Annotated in this window: 21 protein-coding genes; 11 read left to right on the plus strand and 10 right to left on the minus strand. The window is 72.2% G+C overall.

Annotated features, from left to right (window positions below):
* Positions 1-24: 24 nt before the first annotated feature.
* The 4 genes from ACQEVC_RS12405 to ACQEVC_RS12420 form a co-directional block, all read right to left on the minus strand.
* Positions 25-654: a LysE family translocator gene (locus ACQEVC_RS12405; RefSeq protein WP_432876416.1), complete on the minus strand. Its 630-nt coding sequence runs from the start codon at positions 652-654 to the stop codon at positions 25-27.
* A gap of 226 nt (positions 655-880) precedes the next feature.
* On the minus strand, positions 881-1,402 hold the full coding sequence (locus ACQEVC_RS12410; RefSeq protein ID WP_432876418.1) for a GNAT family N-acetyltransferase: 522 nt from the start codon (positions 1,400-1,402) through the stop codon (positions 881-883).
* Positions 1,403-1,411: 9 nt separating this feature from the next.
* Positions 1,412-1,642, minus strand: a complete 231-nt coding sequence (locus ACQEVC_RS12415; protein WP_432876420.1) for a hypothetical protein — start codon at positions 1,640-1,642, stop codon at positions 1,412-1,414.
* Positions 1,643-1,644: 2 nt separating this feature from the next.
* Entirely contained in the window at positions 1,645-2,265 is a 621-nt protein-coding gene (locus tag ACQEVC_RS12420) for a GntR family transcriptional regulator (protein ID WP_432891342.1), read from the minus strand.
* A gap of 433 nt (positions 2,266-2,698) precedes the next feature.
* Between ACQEVC_RS12420 and ACQEVC_RS12425 the strand changes: the two genes are divergently transcribed.
* The 3 genes from ACQEVC_RS12425 to ACQEVC_RS12435 are packed head-to-tail and all read left to right on the plus strand — an operon-like array spanning position 2,699 to position 3,287.
* The gene (locus tag ACQEVC_RS12425) at positions 2,699-2,830 is read left to right on the plus strand and encodes a hypothetical protein (RefSeq protein WP_432876422.1); all 132 of its coding nucleotides are present in this window, start codon (positions 2,699-2,701) and stop codon (positions 2,828-2,830) included.
* Complete coding sequence (locus ACQEVC_RS12430) at positions 2,827-3,069, plus strand: hypothetical protein (RefSeq protein WP_432876424.1); 243 nt, start codon at positions 2,827-2,829, stop codon at positions 3,067-3,069. Before ACQEVC_RS12425 ends, ACQEVC_RS12430 begins: the two co-directional genes overlap by 4 nt.
* Positions 3,066-3,287 carry a hypothetical protein gene (locus tag ACQEVC_RS12435; protein WP_432876426.1) on the plus strand — a complete coding sequence of 74 codons (222 nt, stop codon included), beginning with the start codon at positions 3,066-3,068 and terminating at the stop codon, positions 3,285-3,287. The genes ACQEVC_RS12430 and ACQEVC_RS12435 overlap by 4 nt, the downstream gene beginning before the upstream one ends.
* 179 nt (positions 3,288-3,466) lie before the next feature.
* Here ACQEVC_RS12435 and ACQEVC_RS12440 read toward each other — a convergent pair whose 3' ends face one another.
* From ACQEVC_RS12440 to ACQEVC_RS12455, 4 genes are all read right to left on the minus strand, one after another.
* Positions 3,467-4,888, minus strand: a complete 1,422-nt coding sequence (locus ACQEVC_RS12440) for an endo-1,4-beta-xylanase (RefSeq protein WP_432876428.1) — start codon at positions 4,886-4,888, stop codon at positions 3,467-3,469.
* 718 nt (positions 4,889-5,606) lie between these two features.
* Positions 5,607-6,161 carry a GNAT family N-acetyltransferase gene (locus ACQEVC_RS12445; protein WP_432876430.1) on the minus strand — a complete coding sequence of 185 codons (555 nt, stop codon included), beginning with the start codon at positions 6,159-6,161 and terminating at the stop codon, positions 5,607-5,609.
* 41 nt (positions 6,162-6,202) lie between these two features.
* Positions 6,203-7,507, minus strand: coding sequence for an RNA polymerase sigma factor (locus ACQEVC_RS12450; RefSeq protein ID WP_432876432.1), 1,305 nt, complete (start codon positions 7,505-7,507; stop codon positions 6,203-6,205).
* Positions 7,508-7,562: 55 nt separating this feature from the next.
* Entirely contained in the window at positions 7,563-7,919 is a 357-nt protein-coding gene (locus ACQEVC_RS12455; RefSeq protein ID WP_432876434.1) for a YciI family protein, read from the minus strand.
* 272 nt (positions 7,920-8,191) lie between these two features.
* Between ACQEVC_RS12455 and ACQEVC_RS12460 the strand changes: the two genes are divergently transcribed.
* The 7 genes from ACQEVC_RS12460 to ACQEVC_RS12490 all read left to right on the plus strand — a co-directional run bounded on the left by ACQEVC_RS12460 (position 8,192) and on the right by ACQEVC_RS12490 (position 14,663).
* Positions 8,192-9,022 (plus strand): NAD-dependent epimerase/dehydratase family protein, encoded by an 831-nt coding sequence (locus tag ACQEVC_RS12460; protein WP_432876436.1) that lies wholly within the window; start codon positions 8,192-8,194, stop codon positions 9,020-9,022.
* Positions 9,023-9,118: 96 nt separating this feature from the next.
* Positions 9,119-9,727, plus strand: a complete 609-nt coding sequence (locus ACQEVC_RS12465; protein ID WP_432876439.1) for an ArsR/SmtB family transcription factor — start codon at positions 9,119-9,121, stop codon at positions 9,725-9,727.
* Positions 9,728-9,942: 215 nt separating this feature from the next.
* A complete protein-coding gene (locus tag ACQEVC_RS12470) occupies positions 9,943-10,701 on the plus strand; it encodes an SRPBCC family protein (protein ID WP_432876441.1) in 759 nt (252 codons plus the stop codon).
* Between the two features lie 145 nt (positions 10,702-10,846).
* A complete protein-coding gene (locus ACQEVC_RS12475) occupies positions 10,847-11,053 on the plus strand; it encodes a hypothetical protein (protein WP_432876443.1) in 207 nt (68 codons plus the stop codon).
* Positions 11,050-12,630, plus strand: coding sequence for a multicopper oxidase family protein (locus ACQEVC_RS12480; protein ID WP_432876445.1), 1,581 nt, complete (start codon positions 11,050-11,052; stop codon positions 12,628-12,630). The genes ACQEVC_RS12475 and ACQEVC_RS12480 overlap by 4 nt, the downstream gene beginning before the upstream one ends.
* A gap of 6 nt (positions 12,631-12,636) precedes the next feature.
* Complete coding sequence (locus ACQEVC_RS12485) at positions 12,637-13,992, plus strand: sensor histidine kinase (protein ID WP_432876447.1); 1,356 nt, start codon at positions 12,637-12,639, stop codon at positions 13,990-13,992.
* Positions 13,989-14,663: a response regulator gene (locus ACQEVC_RS12490; RefSeq protein WP_432876450.1), complete on the plus strand. Its 675-nt coding sequence runs from the start codon at positions 13,989-13,991 to the stop codon at positions 14,661-14,663. Before ACQEVC_RS12485 ends, ACQEVC_RS12490 begins: the two co-directional genes overlap by 4 nt.
* 42 nt (positions 14,664-14,705) lie before the next feature.
* On the opposite strand, the gene ACQEVC_RS12495 is transcribed toward ACQEVC_RS12490, so the two are convergent.
* Complete coding sequence (locus ACQEVC_RS12495) at positions 14,706-15,164, minus strand: MerR family transcriptional regulator (protein WP_432876452.1); 459 nt, start codon at positions 15,162-15,164, stop codon at positions 14,706-14,708.
* A gap of 56 nt (positions 15,165-15,220) precedes the next feature.
* Here ACQEVC_RS12495 and ACQEVC_RS12500 point away from each other — a divergent pair, with 56 nt between their 5' ends.
* Entirely contained in the window at positions 15,221-16,198 is a 978-nt protein-coding gene (locus ACQEVC_RS12500; protein ID WP_432876454.1) for an SDR family NAD(P)-dependent oxidoreductase, read from the plus strand.
* Between the two features lie 302 nt (positions 16,199-16,500).
* Here the strand turns inward: ACQEVC_RS12500 and ACQEVC_RS12505 are convergent, their stop codons facing one another.
* Positions 16,501-18,033: a vWA domain-containing protein gene (locus ACQEVC_RS12505; RefSeq protein WP_432876456.1), complete on the minus strand. Its 1,533-nt coding sequence runs from the start codon at positions 18,031-18,033 to the stop codon at positions 16,501-16,503.
* Positions 18,034-18,110: the final 77 nt, after the last annotated feature.

Below are 18,110 nucleotides of genomic sequence, written 5' to 3' on the forward strand. Positions count from 1 at the left end.
GGTCGGAACTTCACGGACGGCCGCTCACCGCTCGACGGCGAGCCGTACCCCGAGACCGATGAAGATGCCGCCGGTCGCGGCGTCGATCCGGCGGCGTACGGCGGCCCGCCGGCGCAGCCAGCCGCCGATCCGTCCGGCGAACACCCCGACGGCACCGTCGACCAGGAACTCCAGGCCGATCAGGATGGTGCCGAGGATCGCGAACTGCAGCCAGACCCGCCCCAGCTCCGGATTGACGAACTGGGGGAGGAACGCGATCGTGAAGGTGACCATCTTCGGGTTGAGCAGGTTCGTCAGCAGCCCACTCAGGTACGCCTTCCGGCCAGACAGCCCGCCGCCGGTCGGCAGCTCGGCCCGGGCGTCCCGGCGCCGCCGGATCAACTGCACCCCGAGATAGATCAGGTAGCCGGCGCCGATTATCCGGACCACCGCGAACGCGGTCGGCGCCGCCGCGAAGAGGGCGACGAGCCCGGCCGCTGCCACGGCCACGTGCACCGCCTCGCTGGTCGCCACCCCGGCGGTGGCGAGCAGTCCGGCGCGGGACCCGCCGCGCATTCCGCAGCCCAGCACGAAGAGCATGTCCGGCCCGGGCGTGATCATGGCGACGATCGTGGTCAGGGTGAACGCCAGCAGCAGGTGTTGGTCGATCGGCATCCGGTGATCGTCGCAGCCGTGCCACGGCGACGTCGCCGGGTTTTCGCCGCTGTGCCCTCCGGCCCGGCGACAACACCGGAGTCGACGGCGCGGCGCCCTGCGTCCGGCGCGCGTCCCGCCCGCCCTTCAACAATCAGTGAACCTTTTTCAACCTGAACCGCGCGGCGCTCACGCACCGCGTCCGACCTTGCGGTCCGCCGGACCGCAAGGGGAGGTTGAAAAAGGTTCAGTGGATCGGTAACGGCAGCACGAGTAGATCCATGGCGGGGCCCCGGGGCAGATGTGAGGTGTCGACCTTCCGCCAGCCGGCCCGTTCGTAGAGGCGTCGGGCAAGGGAGCGTGGGTCGGATGCGAGGGTTGCCCACGTCTCGGGGCGGTCAGCGAGGAGTCGACGCATCAGCTCGGCCCCGATGCCCTGCCGGCGGCGGTCGGGGTGGACGATCCATTCCATGACCGCAAGCTTGGCCGCCGCCAGCACCTCCGGAGCTGCGGCGTCGGCACGCGACCACCACACGCCGGCCGGCATAGTCCAGCCATAGGCGGCACCGATCAGATCCGGACCGTCCTCGGCGGCAACCAGGGTGAAGCCGGGCCGCGCGGACTCCTCAGGAAGCTTTGCCGCGAATCCGGCCACCTCGTCCGGTCCCTCCTCGTACGGCGGCTCCGCGTACACGACGCCGTACAGCTCGACGAGGTCCGGGAACAACGGCACAGCGGACGGGCCGTCGAGACGGCGGTACGTGACCACCGTCGAAGGCTACGTCCGGATGGTCGGGATGCGGGCTTCGTGCTCGGCGACATCCGAGCGGGCGGTCCCCGACGGCACCACGGCGACCACCTGGTGGGCAACCTCGTGCAGCAGTTCGTTGTGTTGATCGGCGGGCAGGGCATCGAGCAGCTCGGCGGCGTGTCGTAGCCCGTCGGAGACGTGCCCGGACTGGATCAGGCATGAGGCGCGTCGCGATTCACTGGCTGTGAGGCCGCGCATCACTAGGCGAAGGTCAAGACAGTCCGTTCGGCGCTGAGGATCTGTGACCGGCCACCGATGGTAACGATCAGGACGGGTACGCCCTCGGGAATGTCGAGGGAGGCTCGCTCCTCCGGGCTCGGCATCCGGGCGACGACCTGCGATCCACGTTGCACCCGGACCGGCTCCCGTTCGACCTGCTCGCGTACCTGCGTGCCGCGTCCCGGCGCGGCGTCGATGAGGCCCTCCCGACGGAGTTCTGCCACCGCGCGGCGGACGGTGCCTCTTCCGACTCCGTATTCGTGGCTGAGCCTGGCCTCGGGCGGAAGCGGCGTCCCGGGCAACCACTCGCCGGACGTGATCCGTGCTCGCAGCTCGGCAGCGAGCTGGCGATGGCGCGGAACGCCGGAGTGGGGATCGAGCACAGACCGGACGCTACGAGCAACGGAACGAACATCCGCTGGTGCGGTTAATCGAATGTACGAACAATACTTCTTGACGTTGGCGGACGAGGAGTGGTGCGGGCCCGTTGGACCCGGATGCCGACGCCGGGTCCATGTAGAGGATCGCAAGATCGGCGATCTTGAGAACGGTGTGACCATGTGGTCACACCGTTCGTGTTTCTGCCCACTTACGGCCGTCATGGACGCGGCGGACACCGATCTCCGTCAGCACTCTCCGGTCCGGTTGCGCGCCGCGTCCGCCAGCCGGGCGCCGCCCGCCCCAGTAGCCCCGGGCGGCGCCCACCAGGCGGGTGTGGCGGTCGGTGCCGGGGAGGGCCCGGCCGTCACCCCTCAGGGCACGAGGGAGGCCCACATTGTTCAGGTGGTGGACGCGGTGGCATGGCCGGCGGGCGGAACGCCGCGCCGCCCCGCAGATCTTGGCCGCCGCCCGACTTGACGACGCGGCCGAGCAGCGGGCGGCCCGAGAACGGGTTTTGAGGCTGGTCAGTGCCTACTACGACGAGCGCGGCCAGGCTGTCCGTGAACGGGCCCGAGCTGCCTGGGCTAATGAGACCCGTTGGGACGGACAGCCCATCATCACGAGGGGTCAGCGACGGCAGTACCGGTGGCTGCCGTGAACGTCGTTTTCCGGCTTGTCGACCTCGTCCTCGACGTCCTAGCGTGGCTGGTCGAGCAGTTGCACGGGGTGCGTGACTACCGGCGGGAGGACGGCCGCTGGCGCCGAGTGGACGGGCCGGACCGGTGAGCGGCGGGATCGCTGGGGACTGGAGCCCGGCCTTGGCGTACGCCACCGCACGGACCGTGCGTCAGGTGCACGGTCGGGGCGGCCGTTGCCTGAACTGCACCCGGCGTGGCTGCCCGGTCGACGTCTGGGCGGCTGAGGTGCTGCGACGCGAGGTAGTGGTCCGGATTCTGCTCTCCGGTCTGCTGCCGGATGACGCGACGATCGACGACATCCGGGCCGCCTTGGAGCACATCGGATGACCGCCGACCTGATGGTGGACCCCTCGGCGGTCTGTATGCCGTGCTGGCTCGCGGCCCGGCCGCCGGTGACCGTCGGCCCGCATGGCTGCCCCGGCTCTGTGATCGTCGCCTACGGCGGCGTGCCGTCCGTGAAGCCGTGTACCTGCCTGGTGTGCTGGCCCGACGGGTCGCCGCCGGCACCCGAGACACCCTTCCGGTTGGCCTTTCCGGAAGGGTGAGGTGCCGCCGTTGCAGCGGCGCCCCCGGTCCGGACGGCAATCCGGGCCGGGGCGACTGCAACGTCTCCGCCGTTACAACGACGAACTCCCGCGTGGGCGGAGCCGAACGAGAGACGGCCGGACGCGCCGGTACGGAGGACCGGGCGGTCCTCCGTACCGACGGTGTCGTACCGGGTCGGTTAGCTGGCGCTACAGGTGGGTGACATTCCTGAGCCGCTACCCGATCCCTGGAAGCCGAACTCGGTCGACTGTCCGGCGGCTATCCGACCGTTGTAGCTCACGTTGGTGAACGTGACCGCGCCGCTGCTGCCGCTGCGGTTCGCGTTCCAGGAGTTGGTGACACTCGCGCCGGACGGCAGGTTCACCCCTACCGACCAGCCGTTGGTGCCGGACGAGCCGGCGGTGACCCGTACCGTTGCCACGAAGCCACCGGTCCAGGAGTTCAGCGACACCGTCGCGGAACAGCCGCCCGGTCCCTGCGTCGGCGGGGTCGTCGGCGGGTTGGTGGGGCCGCCGGTCGGCGGCGTGGTCGGCGGGTTGGTCGGGGTGACGCCGTCGTTCAGCGCGCTGAGCGTCGCGTCGTACGCCGGCTTCTTGTTGCCGTTGCAGTCGAACAGCAGCGGCGTGCCGCCGCTACGCCACGAGTCGCAGTCCCGCACGCCCCAGACGGTGATGCCGGTGCAGCGGGAAACGGCGAGGCAGTCGTTCACCACGTTGCGGTAGGTGTTCGCCTGGGTGGTGCCGGAACCCTCGATGTCCAGCTCGGTGATCTGGACGTCGACGCCGAGCGCCGCGAAGCTGGAGAGCGTGGTGCGGTAGTTGCTCGGGTACGGCGAGCCGCTGTTGAAGTGCGACTGGAGGCCGACGCAGTCGATCGGTACGCCGCGCTGTTTGAAGTCCTGCACCATCCGGTAGACGGCCTGGGTCTTGTCCCAGGTCCAGTTGTCGGTGTTGTAGTCGTTGTAGCAGAGCTTGGCGTTCGGGTCCGCCGCGTCGGCGGCCCGGAAGGCGGCCTCGATCCAGTCGTTGCCGGTGCGCTGGAGGTTGGAGTCGCGACGGGCGCCGCCGTTGCCGTCGGCGAACGCCTCGTTCACCACGTCCCAGGAGTCGATCTTGCCGGCGTAGTAGCTGGCCACCCGGGTGACGTGGTTGAGCATCGCCTGCCGCAGTGCGGTGCCGGACATGTTCTGCATCCAGCCGGGCTGCTGCTGGTGCCAGGCCAGGGTGTGGCCCCGGACCTTCCAGCCCCGGCTGATCGCGTGGTTGACGATCCGGTCCGCGTTGGTGAAGGTGAACTGGTTCTGCTGCGGCTCGGTCGCGTCGATCTTCATTTCGTTCTCGGGCGTGGCCTGGTTGAACTCGCGGTTCAGCACCGTGCTGTAGGTGCTGTCGCTGAGTTTGTTCGCCGCCACGGCCGCGCCGAAGTAGCGGCCGCCCCGCTCCGCCGCCGACGCGCCGAGCGTCGTCGCGGCGTTGGCGGAGCCGGCGAAGGTGAGGGCCGCGCCGGCGGCGAGGACGCCGACGGCGAGTGAGACCAGTGCGGCGCGCGGGCCGGGTCTCGCCATCAGGCGTCTGGGGTCAGGGACGGTCTTGTCGCTCATGGCTTGTTGCCTCTCGGGTCCGGAAGGGGATGGTGGTGGTGTGTCGCCGATGCACCGGTCCGCTGCGGTGCCGGCTCGACGGACGGTGTCGTGGGGATGAGCGACCCCGGGCGCCCTTGCCCGGACGACCTCGGCGAGCCCGGCGCAGAGATCGGCATGGTGACTTGTGCCGTGGTCGTCGAGCGATGACCACGGCACTCGGCGCCAGCAGGGCACTAGCCCGTCTCACGGGCATGGGACTCCGTTCAGGGGGCGGTCACCCTTACGCTGTATCGACGGGATTCGATTTTAGGAGGTTAACGGAAGGATTCCGAAACTTCAATCGGCCCCACTCTAATCGCATTGACACAGATAAGGATATGGATAGCTTCCACTCGTCTTCCGGAGGTCGCTCGATCCGGGTCTAATCCCTGGTCAAAAGCATCTGGTTGAACGATGTCCCGTGGAGTTGGCCGAGGACTGGGCGACCGAAACTTTTCGAGACGGGTGCATCGCCGGCATCGTCCGCAGTGAGTGGTATTCGCCGATAGCGATGGATGGTGCCGGATCGTGTTGTTCTCACCGGCCTGGATGGCGGTGGTACTCGCGGACCGGCGGGAGCCGCGGCGACAGCGGCCCATCGACCGGCCGTTGCGACAGCGGCCCATCGGCCGGCCGTGGCGACAGCGGCTCATCGGTCGGCCGTGGCGACAGCGGCCCATCGGTCGGCCGTGGCGGGTCAGCGCCGGAGTTCGTCGGCGAGCGCCGCGTAGACGTACTCGCTGCCCCAGCGTCCCGCGTAGAAGTCGTTCTCCACCAGGTGCGCCTCGCGGCGCATCCCGAGGCGCTCGCAGACCCGGACCGATCCGGTGTTCTCGGTGTCGAGCCGGGCGAAGAGCCGGTGTGCGCCCAGCCGCTCGAAGGCCACCGCCGCCAGGCGCCGGGCCGCCTCGGTGGCGTAGCCCCGCCCCTCGTGTGCCGGATGCAGGATCCAGCCGATCTCGGCCTGCGCCGCACCCGGGTTGTCGAGGGTGAGGACCACCTCGCCGACGATGCCCGGTGCCCCGCGCCGGCACACCGCCAGGACGATCCGGTCGCCCTTCCGTTCCCACCGGGTGGCGTCGGCGACCTGGGCGATGATCCGGGCGCACTGCTTCCGGTCGCGCGGCGGCCGGTAGAGGTAGCGCGCCACGCTCGGCAGCCCCTGGTAGGCGTACATCTCGTCCACGTCGTCCGGGGTGAACAACCGCAGTACGAGGCGGTCCGTGCGCAGCGGCAGCGGTTCGAGCGGCATGGGTACTCCGGACGGCGGGACGACGAAGGTCCGACCCTACGTCACCGCCGGTCCGGCTCGTCGGAGTCTTCCGGGTCGGTGTCCCCCAGGCCCTCGCCGGCGACCTCCGCGAGCCGCCGCCGCAGGAACGCCCGCTCCGGCTCGTTGCCGACCAGCTCCAGCGCCCGGCGGTACGCCGTCGCGGCCTCCCCGGTGCGACCCAGTCGACGCAGCAGGTCCGCCCTTGCGGCGGGCAGCAGGTGGTAGCCGGCCAGCCGCCCGTCCGCGTCGAGCGTGTCGAGCAGCGACAACCCGGCGGCCGGACCGTCCCGCAGCGCGACCGCCACGGCCCGGTTCAGTTCCACCAGCGGCGACGGCGCCACCCGGGCCAGTACGTCGTAGAGCGCGACCACCTGCGGCCAGTCCGTACCGGCCACGTCGGGTGCCTCGCCGTGCAGCGCGGCGATCGCGGCCTGCACCGCGTACGGGCCGGGGCGGCCGGTCAGCGCCCCGGGCACGAGTCGACGGCCCTCCGCGATCCGGTCGTGGTCCCACAGCGTGCGGTCCTGTTCGTCGAGGAGGACCAGGTCGCCCCCGGCGGTGCACCGGGCGGCCCGGCGCGCGTCGACCAGGAGCAGCAGGGCGAGTAGCCCGGTGACCTCCGGTTCCCGGGGCAGCAGCCGGTGCAGGATCCGGGCCAGCCGGATCGCCTCGTCCGCCAGGTCGGCCCGGACGAGCTGCGGACCGCTGCTCGCCGCGTACCCCTCGGTGAAGATCAGGTAGATCACCCGGAGTACCCCGGGGAGCCGGGCCGGCAGCTCGGCGACGTCCGGTACCCGGAACGGGATCCGGGCGGCCCGGATCTTCTTCTTCGCCCGCCCGATCCGCTGGGCCATCGTCGTTACCGGCACCAGGAACGCCCGGGCCACCTCGGCGGTGCTGAGCCCGGCCAGGCAGCGCAGGGTCAACGCGATCTGCGCCTCGGCGGGCAGCGCGGGATGGCAGCAGGTGAAGAAGAGTCGGAGTCGATCGTCCGGCAGGTCACCGTCGCCGTCCGGGGCGGGCGCGGCAGGCTCGTCCCGGACGGCCTCGGCCTGGAGTACGGCCAGCCGGGCCGCGTAGGCGCGGTCCCGGCGGAGCCGGTCGACGGCCCGGTGCCGGGCGGTGGTGAGCAGCCAGGCCGCCGGACGGGTCGGCACACCCTGCACCGGCCAGTGCAGCAGGGCCGCCTCGATCGCGTCCGAGGCGACCTCCTCGGCCAGGTCCAGGTCGCCGAAGTGCCGGACCAGGCTGGCGAGCAGCCGGCCGCGCTCCTCCCGGAACACCCGCTCCACGGTGTCGACGGTCGGCTGCTCACCACCGGACACGGCTACCCGCCCCCGGTCACGCCTCGGCAGGGTCCCGGCCGGTCGCCGCCCCCGGTCACGGTTGCTCGAACTCCATGATCGGCCGGATCTCGATCTTGCCGCGCAGCGCTCCCGGGCAGCGGGCGGCCCAGCCGATGGCGGCGTCCAGGTCCGGCAGGTCGACCAGGTAGTAGCCGCCGAGGATCTCCCGGGTCTCCGCGAACGGCCCGTCCGTGACGGTGTGCCCGCCGTCCCCGCCGACCTGCACCGTCGTGGCGGTCTCGGTACCCTGCAACGCCTGGCTGTCGAGCAGGGCGCCCGCGTCGGCGAGCAGTTTGTCGTACCCCCAGTACGCGTCGATCTCCGCCTGGATCGCCTCCGGCTCGGTCGGGTCCCGGGTCGGGTCGCCGTAGATCAGGAACAGGTACTTCACGCCGATCTCCTCCGTCTTCGTTCCGCCGGCGTCCGGCTGCGGGTGTCGCCGGCTTCCTCCGGATCGTCGCGCAGCGCACTGCTGCACAGCATGACGACGAACGGCCCCGGCCGGGAACGACAGCCGGAGCCAACTTCCTCCGACCTGCTTCGGGGCGTACTCGGGCGGAGAATGAACCTTTTTCAACCTGAACCGCGCGGCGCTCACGCACCGCGTCCGACCCTGCGGTTCGTCCGACCGCAAGGGGAGGTTGAAAAGGGTTCAATGGCGGGATGCGCATTGCGGTGACCGGTGGCGCCGGTACGGTCGGGCGGTCGGTGGTCGGCCACGCGCTGGCCGAGGGGCACACGGTGGTGGAGATCGACCGGCCGTCGGCCCCGGGCGCCGGCACCGAGGCGCCGGCCGGGCCGGTACGCCGACCGGCCGACGTGACCGACTATCCGGCACTGCTCCGGGCGCTGGACGGCTGCGAGGCGCTGGTGCACCTGGCGGCGTATCCGAAGCCGTGGGACGAGCCCGACCACGTGGTGCACAACCACAACGTCACCGCCAGCTACAACGCGCTGCGGGCCGCCGCCGAACTCGGGATCGCCCGGATCTGCCTCGCCTCCAGCGTCAACGCCGTCGGCGGCGGTTACAGCCGGAAGCCGCGCTTCGACTACTTCCCGCTGGACGAGCGGCACCCGAGCTACAACGAGGACCCGTACAGCCTGTCGAAGTGGCTCGGCGAGGTCCAGGCGGACAGCTTCGCCCGCCGGTACGGGAACCTGACCATCGCCAGCCTGCGGCTGCACGCGGTGACGCCGGCCGGGCCGGCCGGCCCGGGCGAATGGCGGGACTCGGACCTCGCCGTGCGGGACCTGTGGGGGTACACCCTGGCCCGGCCGGCGGCCCGGGCCTGCCTGCTGGCTCTCACCGCCGACTTCGCCGGCCACCAGGTCTGCTACGTGGTCGCCCCGAAGACCACCTCCGGCATCCCCAGCGAGGAGCTGCGCCGCGCGCACTACCCGGAGGTGCCGGTCCGCGGCGAGCTGCGGGGCAACCAGGGGTTCTTCGACTGCACAAAGGCGGAGCGGCTGCTCGGCTGGCGCCACGACGAGTAGCGCTCGCATGGACCTGCCTCCGGGCCGTCCGGCGAGGCCTCTGCCGACAGCTCGGTTTTCCTTGACAAGAAGAGTTGTCGGTGGCAGGCTTGCCTCATGTTCGACATCGCAGTGATCGAGGATCCGGCGGCGGCCGAGGCGTCGCTCGACCCGATCCGGGCGCGGCTGCTGGCCGAGCTGGCCGAGCCGGCGTCCGCCACGATGCTCGCGGCCCGGGTCGGCCTGGCCCGGCAGAAGGTCAACTACCACCTCCGGGCGCTCGAGCAGCACAGGCTGATCGAGCTGGTCGAGGAACGCCGCAAGGGCAACGTCACCGAGCGGGTGATGCGGGCCACCGCGGCGTCCTACGTGATCTCTCCGTTGGCGCTCTCCGCCGTGCGGCCGAACCCGGGCCAGTCCCCGGACCGGCTGTCGGCGCGGTGGCTGCTGGCGGTTGCCGCCCGGCTCGTCCAGGACGTCGGTGCGCTGATCACCGGCGCGGACCGGGCCGAGAAGCGGGTCGCGACGTTCGCGATCGACGCCCAGGTGCGGTTCGGGTCGGCGGCCGACCGGGCCGCGTTCGCCGAGGAACTGGCCGGTGCGGTCAGCAGGCTGGTCGGCAGGTACCACGACGAGTCCGCGCCCGGCGGCCGTGACCACCGCGTGGTGGTCGCGCTGCACCCGCACGTCCCGCCGGACCAGGAGAGCACCGGCACGACCGGCTAGCCGAGGCTGCCCGGACGCTCCACAAGGGCCGCCCGACCGGCCCGTTCCACCATGCCGCACCGCCATCGAACCGTTTTCAACCTGAACGGCGCGGGGCACCCGCGCTCGGCTTCCACCTTCGGTCAGGACGGACCGCAAGGCGAGGTTGAAAGGTCCGTCCGCACGGCCGGCAGGGCCGGCCCGTTCCGCACGTCAGCGAATTGGAGAGTTCTACCGTGGGACACGAATTCGAGCTGCGCAAGGAGATCGAACTGGCCGCGACGCCGGAGCAGGTCTGGGCGGCGATCGCCACCGGCCCCGGCGTCGACTCCTGGTTCATGGGCCACACGGAGGTGGACCCCAGCGAGGGCGGACGGAACACCTTCACCATGGCCGGGCAGACCGAGGAGTCGACGGTGACCGCCTGGGAGCCCGGCAAGCGGTTCGGGTACGGCACCGAGCCCGGCCCGGACGGCACCTTCATGGCGATCGAATACCTGATCGAGGGGCGCGACCAGGGCAGCACGGTGCTGCACCTGGTGCAGAGCGGGGTGCTCGGCGACAACTGGGAGAGCGAGTACGAGGCGATGCAGGCCGGCTGGGACATGTACCTGGGCACCCTGGCCGCGTACGTGCGGCACTTCCCGGGCCGGCACGGCAGCACGGTCGCCGCGTTCCGGCCCGGTGCCGGCGAGCCGGACCAGGTCTGGGCGGCCGTGGCGGGGGCGTTCGGCATCTCCGGCCAGATCACCGAGGGCGCGCCGGCCCGGCTCACCCTCGACGGCCTGCCGCCGGTCGAAGGCGTCGTCGACCTCACCGGGCTGCCCACCTACCTCGGGGTACGCACCGACGACGCCCTCTACCGGTTCCTGCACTCCGGCACCGACCGGGGCAGCGTGCTGGTCCTCGGCCACCACCTCTTCGGCGCCGACGTGGACCAGGCCCGGGCCGAGCGGGCCTGGCAGGACTGGGTCGCCCAGCTTCCCATCGGCTGACCGGGTCGGCAGGGGTCCCGACACCGGGGCCGCTGCCGGCACCCCGATCCCCTACGCCGGGTCGGGGTCGTACAGCGGGTGGAGTACGGATTTCGACTCCGCTCGGCAGACGCCCGCCGGTACCCCGGCTACCTAGCGTCGGGGCATGGCTGAACGACGTCTGCTCTGGGTCGGCTTGGTGGTGGCGCTTGTCGGGCTCACCTTCAATCTCGGCTGGTTCTTCGTCCCGCCGCACGTCTGGTTCGACGACCCCGGCCTGGTACCGATGCCCGAGGCACTGCTCGGCTGGTGGGTGATCGCCATCGGGGTCGTACTCGTGCTCTGGAGCCTGCGACCCCGGAGCCGGCGGTGACCACCCGGCGCAGGGTGCTCGGCTGGCTCGGCGCCGGCACCGGTCTGATCGTCGCCCCGGCCGCCGGATTCGCCGGCTACCTCTGGGCGGAGTCCGGCCGGAGCAATGTCGGCACGCTGTCGTTCCGCAACCGGCTGCCGATCCCACCGCTGCTGTCGCCCACCGTCGACGCCGACCGGCGCAAGCGGTTCCGCCTCACCCTCGCACCGGGCCGCACCGAACTGCTCCCCGGCACCAGCACCACCACCTGGGGCGCGAACGGGCCGATCCTCGGGCCGACGCTGCGGGCCCGGCGCGGCGACCGGGTCGCGGTCGACGTGAGCAACAACCTGCCCGAGACCACCTCGCTGCACTGGCACGGCATGCACCTGCCGGCGGTGATGGACGGCGGCCCGCACCAGCCGATCGCGCCGGGCCGGACCTGGCAGCCGTACTGGACGGTCGAGCAGCGGACGGCGACCCTCTGGTACCACCCGCACCTGCACCGGCGCACCGCGGCGCACGTCTATCGCGGGGTGGCCGGCCTGTTCCTGGTCGACGACGACGAGGCCGACGCGCTGCCGCTGCCCCGCCGGTACGGCGTGGACGACATCCCGCTGATCCTCCAGGACCGCAAGCTGGCCGACGACGGCACGCTCGACGAGTCCGGCCTGGAGTTCGGCGGGTTCTCCGTCACCGGCCTGCTCGGCGACCGGATCCTGGTCAACGGCGGCTACGACCCGCACCTGGAGGTCGGCGACGAACTGGTCCGGTTCCGGCTGCTGAACGGCGCGAACGCCCGGGTCTTCTCCGTCGGGTTCGGCGACGACCGGGAGTTCTCGCTGGTCGCCACCGACCTGGGGCTGCGGGACGCGCCGCTGCCGCTGCGCCGGCTGATGCTCTCGCCGGGCGAACGTGCCGAGATCGTCGTGCGGTTCCGGCCCGGCGAGCAGGTGCTGCTGCGCGGCTTCCCGGCACCGATGGGCGGCAACCTGCTGATCCGGCGACTGGCCGGCGGCGCCGACACCTTCGACCTGGTGAAGATCGTCGCGGCCCCGGCGCTGCGGCCGTCGCCCGCGTTGCCGTCCCGGCTGGCCACCGCGCCACCGGTGCCCGGGCCCACCGGTGCCGGGCCGACCGGGGGCGAGCCGGCGGGGACCGAGCCGAGCGGCGCCGGGCCCTACCGGATGACGATGGGGGACTTCCGGTTCGACGAGCGGGTGATGGACCCGACCCGGATCGACCGGGTGGTCCGGGCCGGCTCGGTGGAGACCTGGGAGATCGGCAACACCGGAGGCATCCCGCACAACTTCCACCTGCACGGCGCGGCGTTCCACCTGCTCGACGTGGACGGGCGGCCGCCGGCACCGCATCTGGCCGGCGAGAAGGACACCGTGTACGTGCCGCCGGGCGGCCGGGTCCGGCTCGCCGTGCGGTTCCTGGCGCACTCGGACGTGCGGGTGCCGTACATGTTCCACTGCCACCTGCTCGCCCACGAGGACGCCGGCATGATGGGACAATTCATTGCCGTCTCGGCCCGGGACGAACCCCGGGTGCCGGCCGACCTCGCCGGCGCGCATCCGGGGCACGGGAAGTGAGGTCCGATGGGCCGGTTGGACGTGCTGCTCGCACTGGTCAGCGCGGTCGCCATCACGGTGGCGACCGAGGTGGCCGGCGAGCCGTCGAGCCGGGACTCCACCGTCGCCGCGGCCGCCCTCGGCGTCGTGACCGGCACCCTGCTGCTGTTCCGCCGCCGGCACCCGGTGCTGGTACTGGTGCTGTCGCTGGTCGCCATCATGGGCTACAACCTGACCGACTTCCCCAGCGTCTCGCCGATCTGGCCGCTGCTGGTCCCGCTCTACACGGTCGCCCGGGCGGGTCAGCCGCTGATCGGGGCGGCGGTCGGTGCCTCGACCCTGCTGGTCTCCACCGGCTGGGTGCTGAACGCCGGCGTCGAACCGCTCCGGATGCTCGACGGGGCGCTCCGCGAGGCCGCGATGCTGGCCCTGGCCCTGGTGGCCGGCACCGCCTTCCGCACCGCCGAGCTGTACGCCCGGGAGGCCGAGGCCCGGCTTGCCGCCGAGCAGGCGGAGCAGGCCCGGGAGTCCGCCCGGCTGGTCCTCGCCGAACGGATCCGGATCGCCCGCGAACTGCACGACGTCACCGCGCACACCGTCGCGGTGGTGGGGATCCAGCTCAACCTGGCCCGGGAACTCGTCGGGCGGGACCCGGACGCGGCACGGGAGCTGCTGGACGGCGCCCGGCAGGTCAACGTGGACGCGATCGACGAGCTGAGCCGAGCGGTACGCCTGCTGCGCGAGCCCGGCGCCGCGGCAGGGCCGGAGCTGCGCTCCCCGCCGGACGAGACGCAGCTCGGCACGCTGCTTGACCGGGCGGCCGAGGCCGGCCTGCGGACGAGGTTCGACCGCGAGGGCGAGCCCCGGCCGCTGCCGCCCACCGTCGGGCTGACCCTGTACCGGATCGCCCAGGAGTCCGTCACCAACGTGCTGCGGCACGCGCACGCCCGGTCGATCACGCTGACCCTCCGGTACGCCCCGGACGGCGTCGGCCTCGACGTCCGCGACGACGGCACGGGCGGCGGTTCCGGGCCGGCGGCCGGCGGCCACGGCCTGACCGGGATGCGGGAACGGGCCACCGGACTCGGCGGAACGCTGCACGCCGGCCCGCTGCCCGGCGGCGGGTACGCCGTCGGCGCCTGGCTGCCCAACACGGTCGACGGCGCAGGTGGGCTCGTGTCGGGCGATGCGGCGGCGACGGTCGACGGGACAGGTGGGCTCGTGTCGGGCGACGGCGCAGGTGGGCTCGTGTCGGGCGATGCGGCGGCGACGGGCGACGTGGCTGCCGGGACCGTGCCGGCCGATGGGATCGACCGGAGGCGGACGGTCGACGCCGACCGCGTCGCGGAGGCGAGCACCGAGCCGGGCGGGGGAGGCCGATGACCATCCGGGTGCTGCTCGCCGACGACCAGCCGCTCGTCCGGGCCGGGCTGCGTGGCCTGCTGGGGCTGGACGGCGACATCGAGGTGGTCGCGGAGGCGGCCGACGGCGCGGAGGCGCTGCGGCTGGTCCGGCAGGCCCGGCCCGACGTCGCACTGCTGGACATCCGCATGCCGGGGCTGGACGGCCTGACGGCCACCGGGCGGATCACCACCGATCCGGCCACCGCCGGGGTACGGATCATCGTGCTGACCACGTACGAGATCGACGAGTACATCTTCGCGGCGTTGCTGGCCGGGGCGAGCGGCTTCCTGGCCAAGACCGTTAGCCGCGAGGAGCTGTGTCACGCGGTCCGGGTCGTCGCGGCCGGCGACGCGCTGCTCAGCCCGAGCGTGACCCGGCGGGTGATCGAGGAGTTCGGCCGGCGACCCGGGCCGGCGCAGGGCTCGGTGGAGCGGCTCGCCGGGCTGACCACCCGGGAACGCGAGGTGCTGGCGCTGGTGGCGGGCGGGCTGAGCAACGCCGAGATCGGCCGGGCACTGCGGATGAGCCCGCTGACCGCGAAGACCCACGTCAGCCGGATCATCACCAAACTCGGTGTCCGGGACCGTGCCCAGTTGGTGATGCTGGCGTACGAGACGGGGCTGGTCACGCCCGGCGGGTCCGGCTGCTGACTGCCGTCACCGGATTGGCCGAGCGCCGCCCGGGCGGCCTGGTCACCGGCGCTCGTCGGCCTCCGGGTTCGGGTCGGTGCCGGGCCCCGTCGACGGGGTGCTCCAGAGCCGGTCCGCGGTGCCCTGCCGGACGGCTTCCTCGTAGGCGGTGACCTTGCTGCTGATCAGGTCGAGGCAGTCGTGGAGTTCGGCGATCCGGTCCAGCACCCGCTGCCGGTGCGCCCGGAGCAGTTCGAGACGTTCGGCCTCGTTGCCCGGGCCCTCGCCGACCAGCTCGGCGAGTCGGCGGATCGTGGCCAGCGGCATTCCGGAGGCCCGGAACTTCGTGCAGTTGTCGAGCCACTGCACGTCCCACTCGCCGTAGACGCGACGGCCCCCGCTGCTGCGGCGCAGCCGGCCGGTCAGCAGCCCTTCCCGCTCGTACAGCCGCAGGGTGTGCACGCTCAGGCCGGTGCGTTCGGCCACCTGCCCGATGCTGAATTCCGCCGGAGTGTCGAGCATGGCCGGAGCATACGCGCGTTGACCTAGAGCGCGGTCTAGCACCTAGCTTCGCCCACATGGCAGTGACAGCAGACAATTCGGGTACCGGATCCGGCGTGCGCAGGCCAGCCGGTTCCGGCACCGGGGAGCCGGGCGTGTTCGGCGCCTGGAGTACCGCCGACGAGGTGTTGCGGGGAATCGATCTCTCCGGCCGGCTCGCGCTCGTCACCGGCGGATACTCCGGACTCGGCCGGGAGGCCACGGTGGCGCTCGCCCGGGCCGGCGCCCGGGTGGTCGTACCCGCACGGCGACCGGCGGTGGCCCGTACGGCGTTGACCGGGATCGACGGGGTCGAGGTGGACCAACTCGACCTGGCCGAGCTGGACAGCGTACGGGCCTTCGCGGAGCGGTTCCTGGCCTCGGGCAGGGGCATCGACATCATGATGAACAACGCCGGCCTCATGGCGTGCCCGCAGACCCGGGTCGGCCCGGGCTGGGAGGCGCAGTTCGGCGTCAACCACCTCGGGCACTACGCGCTGGTCAACCTCTTGTGGCCGGCGATCAGGCGGGGCCGGGGAGCCCGAGTCGTGGTGCTCACCTCCCGCGCCCAGCACGGGGCGGCGATCCGCTGGTCCGATCCGCACTTCTCGCACGGGTACGACAAGTGGCAGGCGTACGCCCAGGCGAAGCGGGCGAACGTGCTGTTCGCCGAGCGGCTCGACGTACTCGGCCGGGAGGTGGGGGTGCGGGCGTTCTCGGTGCACCCCGGTTACATCCTCACCCCGCTCCAGCGGCACCTCACTCGGGACGAGATGGTCGCCGCCGGGTGGGTGGACGCGGACGGCAACCTGGTGAACGCCGAGTTCAAGACCCCGCAGCAGGGAGCGGCGACCCAGGTCTGGGCGGCCGCCTCGCCCCGGCTCGCCGGGCTGGGCGGCCGGTACTGCGAGGACTGTGCCGTCGTCGACCACCCGACGGACCCGGACGGGGCGGCGCGGCTGTGGGCGCTGTCGGCCGAGCTGACCGGGATCGACGCGTTCGCCGGGCCTGCCTGACCCGGACCCCTGCCGCCCGGGTGCCCCGGCACGCCGGTCAACCCGGCCCGCCGGTCTATTAGCGATTCGTCGTGAGCACCTGCTCGCTCTATTGGCATGTGCGCGGTTTCGCTATGACCAGGCCCGGCCCGACCGGCGACGACCCGGCCCGCGGCGCCAGTTGCCCGGCCGTCGAACCGTCCGTCCCCGCCGCCGATTAGTCCCTATTCCACTCCAATGAACCTTCCTGGGAGTCCTGTCCCGGGAAAGCTCCCCATCGACGGTTGACGGTCCCCGGACAGCGGCAGGACCGGCGTCCCCGGTCAGTCCGGCCGGTGCTCGAAGGCGACACCGCCGATCAGCACCGTGCCGCGGGAGGGCAGGCTGTTCGTGTGGGTGCGGTCCAGTTGTCGGTACCTGATGCGGTACTCCACCCCGTCCGCGTTGTCGAACCCTCGTGGGACCCGGCGGGCCACGATCAGCCCCTCGCCCGGCAGGTGTTGGCCGGCCACCCGCGTCGTACGGCCGCGCAGCCGGAACGCGGCCAACTCCTCGCCGGTGATCGGCGACACCGCGACCAGCGTTCCGGACTGGACGGCCCGGCGCCGCAGGTACGTCATGACGATGACGAAACCGAGCAGCAGGAGGGCGACCGCCGTGACGCCAACCTGGGCCCGCCAGGTGCCGACCCGCGAGGTGGTGACGACTGCGGGGCCACCGGCCGGCAGGGCGCCGGGGGTGGCGAGGGCGATGTCCGGGGCGAGCGCCGACGCCCAGGGCGAGGACACCACCCCGGTGACGGTGGGCCGGTCGGTCACCGTGACGGAGTCGTGGAACGGGATGACCCACGCCGCACGGTGCCAGTGCAGCCGGAGTGAAAACGACAGGGTCTCGCCGGGCTTGAGCTCGACGCGGTCGGGCAGGTCTCCGACGAGGGTCGGCCCACCGTCGAATCCGGCCGCCCGCAGTCCGGTAACCGTCAGCGGCGTCCGGCTTGTCTCGGCGCGAAGGGTGAGCCATACGGGTACGTCGGCCGTGCTGAGATCCGCCTCGATCGGCATGTCCCAGTTCACCGTCACGCCCTTGCCGATGTCGCCGGCCAGGGCGATCCTGGCCTTCTCGAGCCGGGCGGCCGCCTTGCTACGACCGAGGTACGCGCCGAGTTGAGCCACCGTCGACGGGTCCAGCGTCTCGGTCTGCCGGATGACAGACCTGAGCAGCCCGGCTCCGGTCGCACCGTCCCGCAGCGGTAGCGCGTAGCCGGTGACCGACTTCGCCGGCAGTCGGCGAGCCCGGTCGGCGAGGACCTGCCAACGAGGCCCGGTCGACCTCGGGTAGTCCGATCCGGACGCCGGAGTGTGCTCGGCATCGGTGAGCAGCACGATCGATGCGATGTCGGCCGCGCCGGGGCGCTCCAACTCGCCGACCGCCCGCTCGATCACCGCACCGATGTCGGTACTACCGCCCTCGGGAGCGCGCGGCACCTTGGCGAGCATCCGGTCAGGCGATCCGGCGGGGCCGAGGTATCGGGGCGTCGCCGTGGAGTTGAAGGTATAGACCGCCACGTAGTCACTGGCGGAGAGGCTGCCGAGGAACCGGTGCAGGCTCGCCCGCACGCCGGCGTACACGTTGTCCTCCCACATCGAGTTCGACGTGTCGACCAGGACGACGTAGTCGGCCCTGACCCGGTCGACGTCGAGCTGGCGGGAGGTCGGCCACCCGGGACGTCCGACATGCGGCGCTCCGCCGAACGTACGGAACGGTCGACTGTCGGGAAGCCGGCAGGCCCGGCCGGAGTTCCTGCCCGGCCGGGCCTGCCGGCACTGCCCGTCGCCGATCCGGTGCCCCGAGATCACCGTCGGTGTGCCCCGGCATCGGCGGTTCGCCGCCGGTCCGTCAGTACGGCAGCAGGAAGAACATAGTTCCAGGCAGG

This window comes from Plantactinospora sp. CA-294935, assembly GCF_050936445.1.
In the GTDB taxonomy this organism is placed as follows: domain Bacteria; phylum Actinomycetota; class Actinomycetes; order Mycobacteriales; family Micromonosporaceae; genus Plantactinospora.